The sequence below is a fragment of the Salipaludibacillus sp. CF4.18 genome (assembly GCF_051262595.1).
GTDB lineage: Bacteria > Bacillota > Bacilli > Bacillales > Salisediminibacteriaceae > Salipaludibacillus > Salipaludibacillus neizhouensis.
Genome location: NZ_JBIMEV010000016.1, coordinates 40,347 through 56,101, shown reverse-complemented (window position 1 = coordinate 56,101; position 15,755 = coordinate 40,347). Strand labels below are relative to the sequence as shown.

Annotated in this window: 14 protein-coding genes; 6 read left to right on the top strand and 8 right to left on the bottom strand. The window is 37.6% G+C overall.

Annotation, left to right across the window (positions count from 1 at the left end; translation table 11 throughout):
* Positions 1 to 18: 18 nt before the first annotated feature.
* The 3 genes from ilvN to ilvE form a co-directional block, all read right to left on the bottom strand.
* Positions 19 to 540, bottom strand: coding sequence for an acetolactate synthase small subunit (gene ilvN, locus ACHABW_RS12030; RefSeq protein ID WP_110936893.1), 522 nt, complete (start codon positions 538 to 540; stop codon positions 19 to 21).
* Entirely contained in the window at positions 537 to 2,261 is a 1,725-nt protein-coding gene (gene ilvB / locus ACHABW_RS12025; protein WP_435755536.1) for a biosynthetic-type acetolactate synthase large subunit, read from the bottom strand. The genes ilvN and ilvB overlap by 4 nt, the downstream gene beginning before the upstream one ends.
* A gap of 392 nt (positions 2,262 to 2,653) precedes the next feature.
* Positions 2,654 to 3,562 carry a branched-chain-amino-acid transaminase gene (gene ilvE, locus ACHABW_RS12020; protein WP_435755535.1) on the bottom strand — a complete coding sequence of 303 codons (909 nt, stop codon included), beginning with the start codon at positions 3,560 to 3,562 and terminating at the stop codon, positions 2,654 to 2,656.
* 326 nt (positions 3,563 to 3,888) lie between these two features.
* Between ilvE and ACHABW_RS12015 the strand changes: the two genes are divergently transcribed.
* Complete coding sequence (locus tag ACHABW_RS12015; RefSeq protein ID WP_435755534.1) at positions 3,889 to 5,307, top strand: SpoVR family protein; 1,419 nt, start codon at positions 3,889 to 3,891, stop codon at positions 5,305 to 5,307.
* 91 nt (positions 5,308 to 5,398) lie between these two features.
* Here the strand turns inward: ACHABW_RS12015 and pgeF are convergent, their stop codons facing one another.
* The 3 genes from pgeF to ACHABW_RS12000 form a co-directional block, all read right to left on the bottom strand.
* A complete protein-coding gene (pgeF, locus tag ACHABW_RS12010) occupies positions 5,399 to 6,223 on the bottom strand; it encodes a peptidoglycan editing factor PgeF (RefSeq protein WP_435755533.1) in 825 nt (274 codons plus the stop codon).
* Positions 6,224 to 6,279: 56 nt separating this feature from the next.
* Complete coding sequence (locus ACHABW_RS12005; protein ID WP_110936888.1) at positions 6,280 to 6,471, bottom strand: hypothetical protein; 192 nt, start codon at positions 6,469 to 6,471, stop codon at positions 6,280 to 6,282.
* A gap of 127 nt (positions 6,472 to 6,598) precedes the next feature.
* On the bottom strand, positions 6,599 to 7,864 hold the full coding sequence (locus ACHABW_RS12000) for an MFS transporter (protein ID WP_435755532.1): 1,266 nt from the start codon (positions 7,862 to 7,864) through the stop codon (positions 6,599 to 6,601).
* A 434-nt stretch (positions 7,865 to 8,298) separates the two neighbouring features.
* Between ACHABW_RS12000 and ACHABW_RS11995 the strand changes: the two genes are divergently transcribed.
* Positions 8,299 to 8,607, top strand: a complete 309-nt coding sequence (locus tag ACHABW_RS11995; protein WP_110936887.1) for a hypothetical protein — start codon at positions 8,299 to 8,301, stop codon at positions 8,605 to 8,607.
* Positions 8,608 to 8,666: 59 nt separating this feature from the next.
* On the top strand, positions 8,667 to 9,650 hold the full coding sequence (locus tag ACHABW_RS11990; RefSeq protein ID WP_435755531.1) for an aldo/keto reductase: 984 nt from the start codon (positions 8,667 to 8,669) through the stop codon (positions 9,648 to 9,650).
* Between the two features lie 76 nt (positions 9,651 to 9,726).
* Here ACHABW_RS11990 and ACHABW_RS11985 read toward each other — a convergent pair whose 3' ends face one another.
* Entirely contained in the window at positions 9,727 to 11,421 is a 1,695-nt protein-coding gene (locus ACHABW_RS11985) for a M3 family oligoendopeptidase (protein WP_435755530.1), read from the bottom strand.
* 446 nt (positions 11,422 to 11,867) lie between these two features.
* Positions 11,868 to 12,920, bottom strand: a complete 1,053-nt coding sequence (locus tag ACHABW_RS11980) for a peptidoglycan-binding protein (protein ID WP_435755529.1) — start codon at positions 12,918 to 12,920, stop codon at positions 11,868 to 11,870.
* 374 nt (positions 12,921 to 13,294) lie between these two features.
* Here ACHABW_RS11980 and map point away from each other — a divergent pair, with 374 nt between their 5' ends.
* The 3 genes from map (at position 13,295) to ACHABW_RS11965 (ending at position 15,620) form a co-directional block, all read left to right on the top strand.
* A complete protein-coding gene (map, locus tag ACHABW_RS11975; RefSeq protein ID WP_435755528.1) occupies positions 13,295 to 14,065 on the top strand; it encodes a type I methionyl aminopeptidase in 771 nt (256 codons plus the stop codon).
* A 337-nt stretch (positions 14,066 to 14,402) separates the two neighbouring features.
* Positions 14,403 to 14,768 (top strand): transporter, encoded by a 366-nt coding sequence (locus ACHABW_RS11970; protein ID WP_435755558.1) that lies wholly within the window; start codon positions 14,403 to 14,405, stop codon positions 14,766 to 14,768.
* 207 nt (positions 14,769 to 14,975) lie between these two features.
* Positions 14,976 to 15,620 carry a CAP domain-containing protein gene (locus ACHABW_RS11965; protein WP_435755527.1) on the top strand — a complete coding sequence of 215 codons (645 nt, stop codon included), beginning with the start codon at positions 14,976 to 14,978 and terminating at the stop codon, positions 15,618 to 15,620.
* Positions 15,621 to 15,755: the final 135 nt, after the last annotated feature.

Here is a 15,755-nt window from a genome sequence, read left to right as displayed (position 1 = left end):
TATTGCTTAGCACATTGTTTAATTTAATACTGAAAATGACGTCAGGTCCGTCACTTGTGGTTGATGCCCTCGAGGGAAAGCTGTAATCCCGGTCCGGGCGATCTCTTTTATACCATAGGGGCGAAGAAGATCAATAAATGCTTCGATCTTTTCCGTTTTCCCGGTAACTTGAAGAGAAAGACTATCTTTACTTACATCAATAACAGAAGCCCGGAATGGCTCTATTATACCTTGAATTTCACTTCTGACCTGAGGATTACTTACCACTTTAACGAGAGCAAGCTCTCTGGCGACGATCGCCTTATCTGAAAGGTCTGTTACTTTAATTACATCAATTTGTTTGTTTAATTGCTTTGTTAATTGCTCGAGTTTTTGATAGTCGGGTACGTCAACGACAAACGTCATTTTTGACATTCCTTCCGTTTCAGTTCTGCCGACAGAAATGCTTTCAATATTGAACTGACGTTTGTGCATCAAGCCAGTTACCCGATTTAAAACTCCACTTCTGTTTTGAACGACTGCAGTTATAATTCTTTTCACCTTGGTTTCACCCCTATCATTTCATGGATCCCTTTTCCTGGAGCAATCATTGGGAAAACATTTTCTTCCTGAAGAACACGACAGTCCATGAGAACTGGACCATCATAAGCCATGACTTCCGGAAATACCTTCATGAATTCTGCTTGTGTTTCAATTTTCATTCCACGAACGCTGTAACTATTTGCGAGCATCACGAAATCTGGTTGAACACTCATTAGCGATTCAGAATATCGCTTATCATAGAAAGATTCTTGCCATTGTCTAACCATTCCGAGAGCACCATTGTTAACAATAATGATTTTTACAGGTAAGTTTCTTTCCTGCAAAACGGATAGCTCTTGAAGAGTCATTTGGAAACCACCATCACCAACAATTGCGATAACCGGTTCATCAGGAAAAGCTAATTGTGCCCCAATAGCAGCAGGGAAACCGAAGCCCATTGTTCCAAGTCCACCTGAAGTTACCCATCGGTTTGGTTTTGAAAATGGATAGTACTGAGCTGCCCACATTTGATGCTGTCCAACGTCAGTCGTAACAATCGCATTACCGTCCGTTGTATCATGAATAGTTCTGATGAGCCATTGTGGGATCATCTTGCTATCCGGATTGTTGAACCAAAGAGGAAAGTCTTTTTTATTGTTTGCTAATTCATCCAACCAATCTTTATGATCCGGTCCCTCTTTAAGTTGACGTTTCAACTCTAGAAGGGCAGCATTTGAGTCTGCAACGATTGGAATATGAGTGGATACGTTTTTACCGATTTCCGCAGGATCTATATCAATGTGAGCAATGGTCGCCTTGGGAGCAAAGTGTTGTAAGTTCCCTGTAAGACGATCATCAAATCTGGCTCCTACATTGATAAGCAGATCACAGTCAGAGATTGCAATATTAGACGTATAGGTTCCGTGCATTCCTGCCATTCCTAGAAACAATTCATGATCACCAGGAAATGCGCCTAGTCCTAATAGAGTTGATGTTACCGGTATTGAAAATTCATTGACGATGTCCACAAGTGTTTCTGTTGCTTTTCCGTGAAGTACGCCTGCTCCTGATAAAATTAAAGGTTTCTTTGCTTTCTTCAATGCTTCTGTAAGCTTTTTGATTTGCAAAGGATTTGGTTTTATCGTTGGTTGATAGCCTGGAAGATAAAATTCAGATTGGTCCGTTTCAAAACATGGATTTGCTGAAATGTCTTTAGGGATATCTACAACAACAGGTCCTGGTCTTCCGGTAGAAGCAATATGAAAAGCTTCTTTCATTATTCTTGGAAGATCATAACTAGATAACACTTGATAGTTATGCTTCGTAATAGGTGTTGTAATTCCCATAATATCTGCTTCTTGAAAGGCATCTGTTCCTGTTACTGCTGTTGTAACCTGTCCTGTAATGACAACTAGCGGCAAAGAATCCATCATAGCATCTGCAATTCCTGTTACAACGTTTGTAGCCCCAGGTCCAGAAGTAACGAGTACTACTCCTGGTTTACCGGATACTCGAGCATACCCTTCTGCTGCGTGGATAGCTCCTTGTTCATGGCGAGTTAGAATGTGTTGAAAATCACCGTCTGAACGATACAATGCATCGTATATTGGAAGAACTGCTCCGCCTGGATAACCAAATATTGTGTCAACTCCTTGGTCAAGTAATGACTGTACTAAAACATCTGCACCTGTCTGTTGTGTTGTAACTGGCTTAGCTTCTGTCTTTGCGTCTACTTTCACCTTGTCATCCCTCCTAATTTAAATGTTGCAATTTCGTCTATATCATTAGAAAAAAGCCTATTCTTCCCACAATGGTCGTAGCTACATCAGTAGACTACTACAGTTGCGGGGAGAAAAGACCTTTACTTTTCACGGTACCACCCGAATTTACAATACCTTTACAGATATTGTCTCATAAAGCACTTCTTGAGAAAGAGAAGAAAGAGGTGCTTTTTTTGATAACAGGTGTGTTTAAGACACCTGATTACGCCTAATGGAGAATTCTCGTTCAGCATAACACTCAAGGATGATGTCGGATTAAGCTGTAATTCCGGGCTTCCAGCAACCCCGGCTCTCTGTAAATACAGACCCTTAAACCTTTTTTCCCTTCATCGCTTTTTAATAATGAAGTTTTAACTTACAATTGCTTTATTTTGAGTAGCGTTATAGCAAGCTACACCATCTATAGTAACAATTTTTCTGAATTCAGACAATAAGTGATTCGTAATATTGCCCGGCTCACCTGTATTAATTTTCCGGCCATCAACTTCGACTACCGCGATTACTTCTACTGCTGTACCTGTTAGAAAGACTTCATCAGCAACATAGACATCATGGCGAGTGAAGGGAGACTCTTTCATCACATACCCATTTGTTTTTGCGAGGTCTATGATGGCATTTCTTGTAATTCCCTCTAAAGCCCCTAAGTAAACCGGGGGAGTGAAGATCGTGTTGTTTTTGATGATAAATATATTGTCAGCAGAACCTTCTGTAACATAGCCTTGATCATTTAACATTAACGCTTCATCAACGCCAGCTTGATTCGCTTCTAGTTTTACGAGAATATTGTTTAAATAATTCAATGACTTCACTTGCGGACTTAAGACGTCTGGTCGATTACGTCGAGTTGACACAGAACCAAGCCTTAAACCTCTTTGATATAATTCCTTCGGGAAAAGAGTGAGTGCCTCAGCTATTACTATTACTTTAGGTTGCGAACAGGATGCAGGATCCAATCCTAAATTTCCCGGTCCGCGTGAGACAACAACTCGGATATAAGCAGTTTCTAATTCATTTTTCCTGATGGTATTTACAATAATTTGCTCTAACTCCTCCTTATCATATGGGATGTTTAACATGATTGATTGTGCGGATTCATAGAGTCGTTGTAAGTGTTCATCTAATTTAAAAACATTACCACTGTAAACACGAATACCTTCGAATACTCCATCGCCGTATAAAAAACCGTGATCATACACAGAAACGACGGCATCTTCTTTTTTCACGAATTCGCCTGCAAGAAAAATCCATTGGCTGCTCATACCGATTCACTCCTTTCCTTGAAAAATGTTTATAAATTCAGTTCATATAAATTAGGATGCACTTATCGCTAATAAATATGATATTGGAGCCAATCATACAACCATTTAGAAAGAAGGTCAACAGCTATTTGTTAAAAATTCTAACATTTCAAATTAATCAATTGCGAAGAAAGCGATAGCAGTCTCATTATTGGGACAACTGGATTAAAAAAGTGTTGGATTGTAAATTTTTATATAGCGCTTACATTATCAGTAGCTTAGAGTTTCTTTTCATCAAAGCTTAGGCTGTTTCATATGTTATTAGAAAGAGAGGAGGGGGAATCAGTATGAAACAGGATAAGGAATTATTAAAAGCAATTGATGAAATCACTGAAATTGCGGAAGGTTTTGGCTTGGACTTTTATCCAATGAGGTATGAAATTTGCCCTGCTGATATTATCTACACGTTTGGAGCATATGGAATGCCAACAAGGTTCGGGCATTGGAGTTTCGGAAAGCAATTCCACAAGATGAAGCTCCAATATGATTTAGGGTTAAGTAAAATATACGAGTTAGTAATTAACTCTAATCCATGTTACGCATTTTTACTTGATACGAATTCTCTCATTCAAAATAAACTTATTATTGCCCATGTATTAGCACACTGTGATTTCTTTAAAAATAATGTGAGATTCTCGAATACCAGAAAAGATATGGTGGAAAGTATGACTGCTACTGCGGAAAGAATTTCCGCATATGAAATGTTACATGGCCGTGAGGAAGTAGAAAAGTTTTTAGATGCTGTCATGGCTATTCAAGAACATATTGATCCGAGCTTGCAGCGTCCTAAACTCAGATGGTCAAAAGACGATATTTGGTTGGAAGAACAGGAAGAAGTAAAGAAAGCAACTGGTCCCTACGATGATTTATGGAAAATAACAGAAGAGGAACAGGATAAGAAAATTGATTTTAAGAAAAAGAAACAATTTCCACCAGAACCTGAAAAAGATATTTTGTTATTTATTGAGCATTATAGTAAAGAGTTGGAAGAATGGCAGCGAGATATTTTAACAATGATGAGAGAAGAAATGCTTTATTTTTGGCCACAACTTGAAACGAAAATCATGAATGAAGGTTGGGCTTCTTATTGGCATCAACGAATTATCCGAGAACTTGATTTAACATCAGGTGAGTCGATAGAATTTGCTAAACTGAATGCTGGTGTTGTACAGCCTTCAAAAACCCAAATAAATCCTTACTATCTTGGTCTTAAAATGTTTGAGGATATTGAAGAGAGATATAATAACCCCAGTCAAGAGATGCGAGAACTTCAAGGGATTATTCCAAATAGTGGAAGAGAGAAAATGTTTGAAGTAAGGGAGATTGAATCTGATATTTCTTTTGTAAGAAATTATTTAACGAAAGATTTAGTTGGGCGAGAAGATATGTATCTGTTTCAGAAACAAGGAAGAGAATATAAAATTACTGATAAATCCTGGACTGAAGTAAGGGATTCTCTCATAGAAAGTCGTGTTAATGGAGGATTTCCATTTATTAGTGTTAAGGATGGAGATTATTTAAAAGGTGGAGAGCTTTATTTAACTCATGAATACGAAGGGGTGGAACTGGATACGAAGTATTTAGAGAAAACTCTTCCGTATTTATATCAGCTTTGGGGAAGAAACGTTCATATAGAAACAGTGATTTCCGATCGGAATATTGCTTTTAGTTTTGATGGGAATAAGGTTCAAAAAAGGTATGTATAAATAGAAGAGTAATAAAGGGAAGTCTCAAAAGGTTTTGTTGACCTTTTGAGACTTCTATTTTTATAAACATTAATGTTTAAGGAAACTGACTTTATTTAAAACCAATATAACTTAACATTCTTCCAGTCTTTCCCTGGTCACGTCGGTGTGAGTAGAATAAGTCCTTTTCACAACTTGTGCAGTATGTTGATGTTTGAATGTTTTCTTCTAATACTCCAGCTTGAAGGAGGAGTTGTCTATTAATCCCTTTTAAATCTAATGAGAATTGTCCTGCGCTAATTTCTTCATAAAATTTATCTTTAAATGAACAAGGTTGTAAAGCCTCTTTCACTTGTTCAATAACTGGTTGGTCGACTCTGTAACAACATTCACCTATTGAGGGACCAATGGTAACTTTCACCTGAGCAGGTATGACATCTTCAGTGATCTCCCAAAGTTCGATCATTTTACCACCTATGTTCTTGACAGTTCCCTTCCATCCAGCATGTGCAATGCCAACCATGGCCTGTTCAGCAGAATAGAAATATAGCGGGACACAGTCAGCGTAGCATAGCGTAAGTAAGACGTTCGTTTCTTTTGTATAAAAAGCATCTGTCCCTTTTATGCTCTCTTTGTATTCCAAGGCACCGTAGCCAGTTAATTCAGGAGTGATTTTAACAATATGATCCTGGTGTGTTTGCTCAGCGCAAGCCCAAGAAGTCAAAGGAAATCCTAGCTTATCAGCTAGGATTTTTCGATTTAGAGCAACTGTGTCCGCTTTGTCATCTACATGTAGCCCTAAATTATTTGAATCAAAACTACCTTTACTTGTGCCGCCGGATTTTGTTGTGAATCCAGCAACCAAAGCTGGGTTTTTGTCCTGCCAATTGGATAATGGCATAATTGGACCAGTTGTCGTTTTAAAAACTTCAGTCATGAAGAACACCTCGATACTTTCAATGTATATTCCTTCTATACTATGGTCGCAGAGAACTAGCTGTTCTTATCTTTTTTATTAGATTCATACATATCATAAGCTTTAGGAGATTCGGCTTCTTGCTTTGTTTTATTAAACTTCTTTAGTTTATACACAGTGAAAGAAGCTGCAATTAATACAAAAATCATAAAGATATACGCGTATCCCATTCCACTATCTGAAGGGTCGGGAACAGTAAATAGGTCCATGTTTACCCCTGCCTTTCTCTATAATTTACTATAAAGACATTATAGCAGTGAATAGGAAAAAAAACCTCTTTTAACGGTGTTTCAAAAAAGTAAGTTATTACCTCACTAAAATATGATTAGCCAGGGGTTAGGCAGTAATATTTTTATCAGGTTTGGGTGAAAGCAGACTTGCCGTGAGGCCGAGAGCAGGAAAAATCAAGGTTAAAAGTAGAATTTCTTGATATCCGCTAAATAAATCATAAGCTATTCCGAATGGTAAAGGACCAAAAGCAGAAGCACATACTGTAACTGTTGTTGCTACTCCTTTGATGCTGCCTATGTATCTTCTGCCGAAATAATCTGGAAAAATAACCGAAATGACTATTCTCTCCATTCCGCCAACAAACCCCCATATTAATCCAAAAATTACTGCCATCATGAATGACTCTGTAAAGTACAGGGTAATAATAAATATAAATTGGCCAAAGAAAACAAAAGCAAACATATAATGGACTTTTACTTTTTCTAATACGAATCCAGCCATCATAGTGACTGGAAAACCGATCATTGCCATGAGACTTAAAATAAATGCAGCGGCAGTTGTACTAAGACCACTTCCACCCAATATCGATATGAGATGGAAAGTAAGACCGGTGTTAACCATCGAAGGAATACCTACACAGAGCAAAATCAGCCAAAATTGTTTTGTTCTCATTGCTTCTTTCAGTGTCCATGAAACATCTAAATCACGTTTTAATTTCTCTTCTTCTTCATCAGTAGATGGTTTTTTATTATCAGGTAATAACCCGATTTCTTCAGGTTTATTTTTCATGAAAAAATAAACGACAGGAACAAAAAGAAAAAGAATAAGCACACCTAAAATTCTCCAAGCAGTTTCCCAACCGAAACTAGTAATCAGCCAAGCATTAAACGGTGGAAAGAGAGTAGAGCTTAAAAATCCACCGAGCATCATAATACTGAATGCACGGCCTCTTTTTTCAATAAACCATTGTGGGATCAGAGTGTTTGGAACAAGTGTCATAGAACCTTGACCGAGTAACCGAATTAGGAAGAAACCAATGAATAACATCCACGGGTTAACTACGATACTATTCCAAAAGCAAGCTGCTGCAAGCAAGATACTAACAGTTAACGAGACCGTTCGTTGACCGAATCTGTCAATACTGGAACCGACAAGGAATAATAAAAATCCAGCTGCTAGTGTTGCCGAGGAGTAGATGCCGGATACTAACGAACGTTCCCAGCCAAAGTCAAGAATATAATAATCGATAAATACTGCATTAGAATATGTTTGGCCTGGTCCAGAAAAAAATAAACTCATGGCACCAATGATGACTATATACCAACCATAATAAAAATCGGGCTTAATAGGTTTTGATACAGATTTTTTCATAGGCGAATCCTTCCTCATGATGAGATTATTCATTGTCTGATATCTATTCTATCAAATATTTAGGAAATCTAAAGAGTTTCTTATGTATAGACAGGGTATATAGTTCTTATAGATTGTTGTTTTACTTCAGATGGGGAAAATCGAATTCATGACAGGTGGACGCTTTCGCGGACATCGCATCTTCAAATTTCTTTCCATGCAATGGTTACACATGCTACTCCCCTGTTCTGAAAAATCACTCAGACCAGGCTTAAGCAATGCAGCAGCTTGCTCATTGCTTTGAGGATGTTCAAAAAGGTAAAACAAACTTCCTTTTTGAACATCCTCTATAAGTCCTTTATATATAGCTTTAAGGCTCTTTTTGTTATGCTTGAAACATATAATAATTGATTTACGTATTGGAATAATAGGTATCAAAGGAAAGGAATGGAAATGTGGAAAATAATTTTGTAGCAAGCCACCCTTATATAAAAGTAATAAGGGAGATTAACAGTATTCAACAGAAGAATGTGGAGTATGAGCGGAGAATGTATCTATACGAAGATAAATTGGCAACAAAACATCATCAATTCCCGATAGAGAGGGTATTTGATATATCATTTAGAGAAATGAGCGGGGGAGATGCGATGTTGTATATCCATACTTCCCAGGGTGTATTTTCCTATAGTGTCAAAGAGGATCCAACAGAGTTTATACGAATCTTTAAAGAAAAAGAACAAGAGAGACAAGATAAATTAAAGTAGTGTTAACGCATTCAATCACGTTATAATGATTAACAAGGAAATTTTAAAGGGGGATACAAATGAATTATCGCAGACTTGGAAATACAGATTTAAAGATTAGTGAATTGAGCTTGGGAACATGGGCTATCGGTGGTTCATGGGGGGAGACCGATGATAAAGAAGCACTAAAGGGCTTGGAGTATGCCATTGATCAAGGAGTTAATTTCCTTGATACAGCAGATGTTTACGGTGACGGTCACAGTGAGCAGTTATTGGCTAAGGCAACAAAAGGAAAAGAAGACAGTATCCATATAGCGAGTAAGTTTTGCCGTGCTGGTGATATCCATGATCCTAAAACCTACTCGGAAGAATCTGTGCGCAATTATTTAGAAAATACATTGAGAAGATTAAAAAGGGAGCGGCTAGATTTATACCAAATTCACTGTCCGCCCATTGAAATTCTTAAGGATGGTAAAGTATTTGAAGTACTTGATAAATTACAGGCTGAAGGTAAAATTCGTCATTATGGTGTAAGTGTAGAGACGGTTGAAGAAGGACTTCTCAGTATGGAATATAAAAATGTCCGTGCACTTCAAGTCATCTTTAATATGTTTCGACAAAAACCTGTTACCGAGCTATTTCCTCAAGCTATCGAAAAGGGTGTTGGGATTTTAGCGCGGGTTCCACTAGCTAGCGGCCTTTTGACAGGAAAGTTTTCGAGTGATCATCAATTTGAAAAGGATGATCATCGAGATTTTAACCGTGATGGTCAGCAGTTCAATGTGGGAGAGACTTTTGCTGGACTTCCATTTGAAAAAGGTGTGAAATTAAGTGAACAGCTATCATGGATTGCAAAAGGAAGAGAAAGTATGTCTCAGGCTGCGCTGAAATGGGTATTGGAGCATCATGCTGTATCTTCTGTAATTCCAGGCTTCAAGAACGTCAAACAAGTTGAGAATAACTTGAAAGCAATCTCTACGAAAAAGTATTCGCCGAAAGAATTAACGGAAATCCAGTCATTTTATGAAAAAAATGTTCATGCGCATATTCGAGGTGCTTACTAGTAAATAGGTTGTCTCAAAAGGTGTATTTTGACCTTTTGAGACATCGCTATTTAACAAAAGACGTTATGCGTTTTTCTTAGTCATTCAACGCTTCCAATTCTTCTTCTACAAACTCCATTAAGTTTTTAATCATTTCTTCTGAAAAGTCAAAACGAATACCGGCAGCTTTATAAACTTCCGACAGAGATTTAGAAGCTCCCAATGATAATGCCTGCTTGTAGTTTTCTAACGTTTTCTCCGGATTAGTTCGATATTGTTTATACATTTGCAAAGCACCTAATTGCGCAATGACGTATTCTACAAAATAAAATGGGACTTCAAAAATATGAAGAATTCGGAGCCACGTTATTTCAGCCCATTCCTCGTATCCTTTCCAATCAACAATGCTTGAATCTATTTGGAAATGAAGTTCTTTAAACTTCATTTTTCTTTCTGCAGGAGTATGATTTGGATTCTCATACAACCAATGTTGAAATTGATCAACGACCATTCCAAATGGTAAAAATCCAACGATCCCAGTTAAATGGTCTTTTTTTGCTCGTCTAAGATCTTCCTGATCATCATAAAATAAATGCCATTGATCCATCGTTAGTAACTCCATGGTCATACTTGCAAGTTCAGCAGATTCCATTGGAGTATCACGGTATTTACTAAGAGGAAGATCTTTTGTTAAATCATTATGAATACAGTGGCCCATTTCATGCAACAACGTAGTCATATCATCGTGTGTTTTTGAAGCGTTCATAAAAATAAAAGAAAGCTCAGATACAGGAAGAGGTGCACAGAATCCTCCTGGTGATTTTCCCTTGCGAGTTGTTAAATCAAGCATCCCGTGTTTATCCATTGTAGTAATTAACTCCGCAAAGCGGGGTTCTAAATTTGAAAATATCTGTGTAGTTTTCTCTACAAGTTCATTACGATTATGAAATGGCTGAAGAGGTTTCTGTTCATTAGAAACGCCTTTTCGATCCCATGGTCTATATACGTCAACTCCCAATTCTTTTTGATGCTCTCGTTGAAGTTTTTTATTTAAGGGGGTTACATGCTTTTGGATAGCCACTGCGAGATTTGTGCAATCCTCAGGAGTATAATCAAAACGTTCATACTTTTTGAACATATAATCGCGATAATTAGGAAGGTCGGCATTTTCTGCTTTTCTGTGTCGAAGTTCGATTAGATCGCTCATTATGTTTTGCAATTCTGTTTCTTTAGAAATAAATGCCTTTACAGTCAACGTCATTGCTTTTTTTCGTATTTTCCGGTTAGAATCCTCTAAATAAGTTGAGATTTCACTAAGAGTTTTCTCCTCTCCATTCCAATCAACTGTGAGACTTCCTGTATGTTCGAAATAAAGAGTAGTAAGACGATCTTCTTCAATTTCTAATGCAATGTTACTTTCTCGAAATAATTCTTTTGCATTTATTTTACTTTTCAAAAACTCTCGGTAATACAGTGGATCAAGTTGGTTTTTAATTGGAGAAGATAGAAATTTCTCATCCAATAATGCTTCGTATTTTTTGACTAAGGGTTCAATTACTTGCTGGTCATATTCAAAAGCTTTTTTTGCTGTTTCTGAATCACTTTGACATTGAAAGTCTATGTAGTGTCCAGTGAGACCTTCTTCAATATAGTTTTGGATCTGTGAATGCTGTTTCAACCAGGCCTCCATTTCTTTCACTGTTTCAATATCTTCTTTAAGTAAATTTTTAAAAGATTGCTCAACAGAAGTTGGATCTTGAAAATTTAATTTTTCTTGGTAAAAAGTTGACATGGAGAAACCTCCTTCAAAGTATGTTCATCCTAATAAGCATAGTAGATTTTAGAAAATACGTCTACCAAAAAATAGAAATTATTGCGGTAAAATAATATGGAGAGGATTTTAAAGATAGCTATTAAATTATTTGGAAATCGTTATGAAAAATTAATCATTATAAAATTAGAATATTTGGTTGCTTCTTTTCTGCAGGTTAATCTTTCACGACTATCTTTTATACATGAGAGGTGAGCTTTTTAGGTGCATGTGGCATTATCATGGAAGGTTGTTAGAGAAGGTTACCGCTTGCTTTTTCCGTGGATATCATCCTAGGCTAAAGCATCTGTCTAGAGCAGATTCGAACCCTTATCGTTGGAAAGAGAAAACATACTCTTTAAATAGATAAAAAGTTTTATGAACTTATAAAAAAGAGTGCTCAAGTTTTGAGCACTCTTTAGATGTAGTTATGGAGTTTCAATGATAGTTACATTAACATCTTTGCGACCAAACGCAAATGCATCATCTTTTGAAGCGACATGAAGGTCAATTTTATTTCCTTTAATAGCACCGCCAGTGTCACCAGCTACTGCTCTGCCATATCCTTCAACTTCCACAATAGAACCGAGTGGAATGACACTAGGATCAACTGCTACTACTTTTTTGTTCGGTTGATCTCTTAGGTCGATTCCAGTTGCTGTAATACCGCTGCATCCTGTACAACCAGCTGTGTAAGCAGTTGCTTCCATAGTAATTGAACCTTCAGCATCATTACTAGAATCTGAGCTTTCTTCGGATGAAGAAGTGTTACTGCTGTTGGAAGCTTCCGCTGACTCTTGAGTTGATTCCTCGGGAACTTCTTCCGTAGATTCTTCTGTTGATTCCTCAGAAGGCTCACTGGAAACACTTTCCACAGGTTCTTTAGTAACCTCAGAAGATTCCTCTTCAGAAGAGCTTGGTGCCTTTTCTGCTGGAGCTGCAATCTCTGGATTATATCTACTTGTTAAAGGGTAAAGAGATTGATACGTATATGGACCTGCAATACCCTTTTCGCCTTGAACACCCTCTTCTTCTTGGAAGTTAATGAGAGCTTCTTCTGTTAAGGGGCCAAACTTACCGTCTAGTTGAGAAGTGAAATAGTCTAATTCAGCAAGATCTTCTTGAAGAGCAAGAACCAGATCTCCAGTATCTCCTTGTTCAAGACCAATAAGTGCACTGTATGTTTGAACACCAGTTAATCCATCTACTAGAAGATCGTAATTTTCTTGGAAATCAATAACTGCCTGTTCGGTTGCTGTATCGAAATAGTTATTCACTTCACCATCATAAAACTCAGTCTCTTCTAAAAGCTCCTTAAGTTCGATGACATGTTCATGAGTTTTTCCATTATATAGTAGCTTTTCGCCGAATTCTTTGTCACCTGCAGCACTAGCTTGGTCTGTAGTGAACAACAAAGCCCCTAATACTACTGCTGATACGCCTAACCGTTGGAAAGAACGGTTTTTTAGATTTCTTTTCAATCGAAACCCTCCTTCAAAGTGTTGTTGTTTCTTGTACAACGATGCCAATCATATCAGCCTGGATTTGGGCTAGCAACCCCTTTACTATCTATTTAATGTTTTGAAAAGAGATTGTCACCTATTGAAATGTTAATGTCATATATAAGAGGTTTTTTCACAATTCATTTTGCATATGTTCTAATATGTTGAAAGGACAACTTATTAATTGATATGATAATTACGCTTAGCAATAGTAATAATTAAAGATAAGACATGAATATTGAGGTTCTGTTATTAGTTGTTTTGTCGTAAGAACTATTGAACGAAGAGTCAAGACTCAAGACTCATAAGCATGAGAAAATAAAAGAACTGATAATAAAGGAGAAATGAAGAATATGATTCAACGTAAATCTGAACGGGAAATTGCACTTATGATAGAAGCAGGAAAGCTATTAGCATCTATTCACCGCAAGCTTGCAACAATGATTAAGCCGGGTATTACAACATTAGAAATAAATGATTTCGTAGAGAAGACGATGAATAAATATGGAGCTACCCCTGCACAAAAAGGATTTCGCGGGTATGAGTTTGCAACGTGTGCATCTATAAATGATGAAATTTGTCATGGTTTTCCCCGATCAGAAAAATTGATAGAAGGAGATATCGTTACAGTTGATTTCGTAGTCGATCTTAACGGTGGATTAGCGGATTCAGCTTGGACGTATCCTGTTGGAAATATTACTGATGATATAAAACAATTAAATAATGTTACTAGAGATTCACTTTATAAGGGGATAGAGGCTGCTGTAGCTGGGAATCGAGTAGGAGATATTGGTGCTGCAATCCAAGAATTCATTGATCCTTATGGTTATGGAATAGTCAGAGACTTTGCAGGACATGGTATTGGACCAACGATTCATGAGCAACCAAATATACCTCATTATGGTCAGAAAGGGAAAGGACTCCGGTTGAAAGAAGGAATGGTAATAACAATAGAACCGATGATTAATATCGGCGGGTGGCAGTCAAAAATGGATGATAACGGCTGGACCGCAAGAACACAAGACGGAACGCTGTCCACTCAGTATGAACATACGCTAGTAATAACAAATGGTAAACCGATTATCACAACGGATCAGGAACAAGAAGGGTTAATTGACCTTTAACTTTTTTCATAAAATTTATAAAATTGGCAGCTATCTTTACGCCACAAGTATCAAGGGAAACCCACCTCCTTTCGAGTAGCACCTACACTCAGTACGTAGATGCTACTCGGGGTGGCTAAAGATCACACTGTATTTAATAAAAGACGCTTTGCGTTTTTCTTATACAGTAATGAGCAAATGGAACTCTGTTTTCTCACATAGGCAAGCACCTTGGTTTCTAACTAATCATAGGCTGTAAGGAGTATGTGAGAAGGGAGAGAATATTGTGGATGACACAAGAGTTTTTAATTGGCTATTTCCGAACCAACCAGGTCAACCTTCCCAAGGATTAGGTGGTATCGGTCAGTACTTTGGATTTGGACCAGGGCAAGGTCAAGGACCACCGGGGCCACCACCAGGTTCACCGGGCTTCGGGGCTGGCGCACAACAAGGACCACCACCCGGGCCACCTCCTAGTACACCTCCGATACAGTCTTTTGGACAACAGGAAGATATTGGAGTTTTTGCCGTAGATCCAGGGGCATTTTATGGTTGTCTTTACCGATATACGTACGTTCGCTTGGAAAATGGTCGAAGGTTTTGGTTTTGGCCAACGTTTATTGGCAGGAGATCTGTTGCAGGTTACAGATGGAGACCTAGACAGTATCGATGGGTTTATATGGGGATAGATACAAATCAGATCCGTTCATTTCAATGTCGATAGCAATTGATTTTCGTATGTTAGAAGGTCTCTATGCAGTCCTTCTGACGTATCCTCTTTTACTAAACGCATTACAAATCCTTTTTAGTTTCACAGTAACTGTGTGAAATACTTTCCAAAATAACCAACATTTGAAGTCTGGTAATCTTTTCCCCACGCACATAAGGGGAATTTTTTATGCCATAATGTTGCTCATGGAGGTGTTCAAGGATGATTAAAAAAATAGTATCATCAGTTATTGCTTTATGTGTTGTATTTCCACTAGTTAATTCTGAAGTGGAGGCCAGCTCGACGTATCAGGTGAAAAATGGGGATACATTATGGTTTATCTCTGTAGAACAAGGAGTAAAATATTCTGATCTTTTAGCTTCGAATAAAAATATTTCTAACCCAAATATGATTTTAGTAGGGCAACAGTTGACGGTTCCAGCAAGTCAAAATGGAACTACTGTTGAACAGTCAAGTCAACTTTCACAATTCGAACAAGAAGTCGTTCGCCTTACAAATATTGAGCGTGAAAATCAGGGATTATCTCCTTTACAGATAGATAATCAAGTTTCAAAAGTTGCTAGAATTAAATCGCAGGATATGAGAGATCAAAACTATTTCTCTCACCAAAGTCCAACGCATGGCAGCCCATTTGATATGCTGAAAAACTATGGTGTTTCTTATCGAGGAGCAGGAGAAAATATTGCTGCAGGTCAAAGTACACCTCAACAAGTTGTCCAAGGTTGGATGAACTCTCAAGGTCATCGTGAAAATATTTTAAAGAGCAGTTTTACACATATAGGAGTAGGACATGTTGAAGGTGGATCTTACGGTCACTACTGGACACAAATGTTTACTACAAAATAATTTCTATTAGGAAATGTCTCAACAGGTAATATATACCTGCTGAGACATTTTTTTAATGTAGAAAGATAGCTAGTTTATGCTCTAAGAATTGGCGAATAGGCAAGCGGGTGATCTTACATAATGACTGTTTTCTTA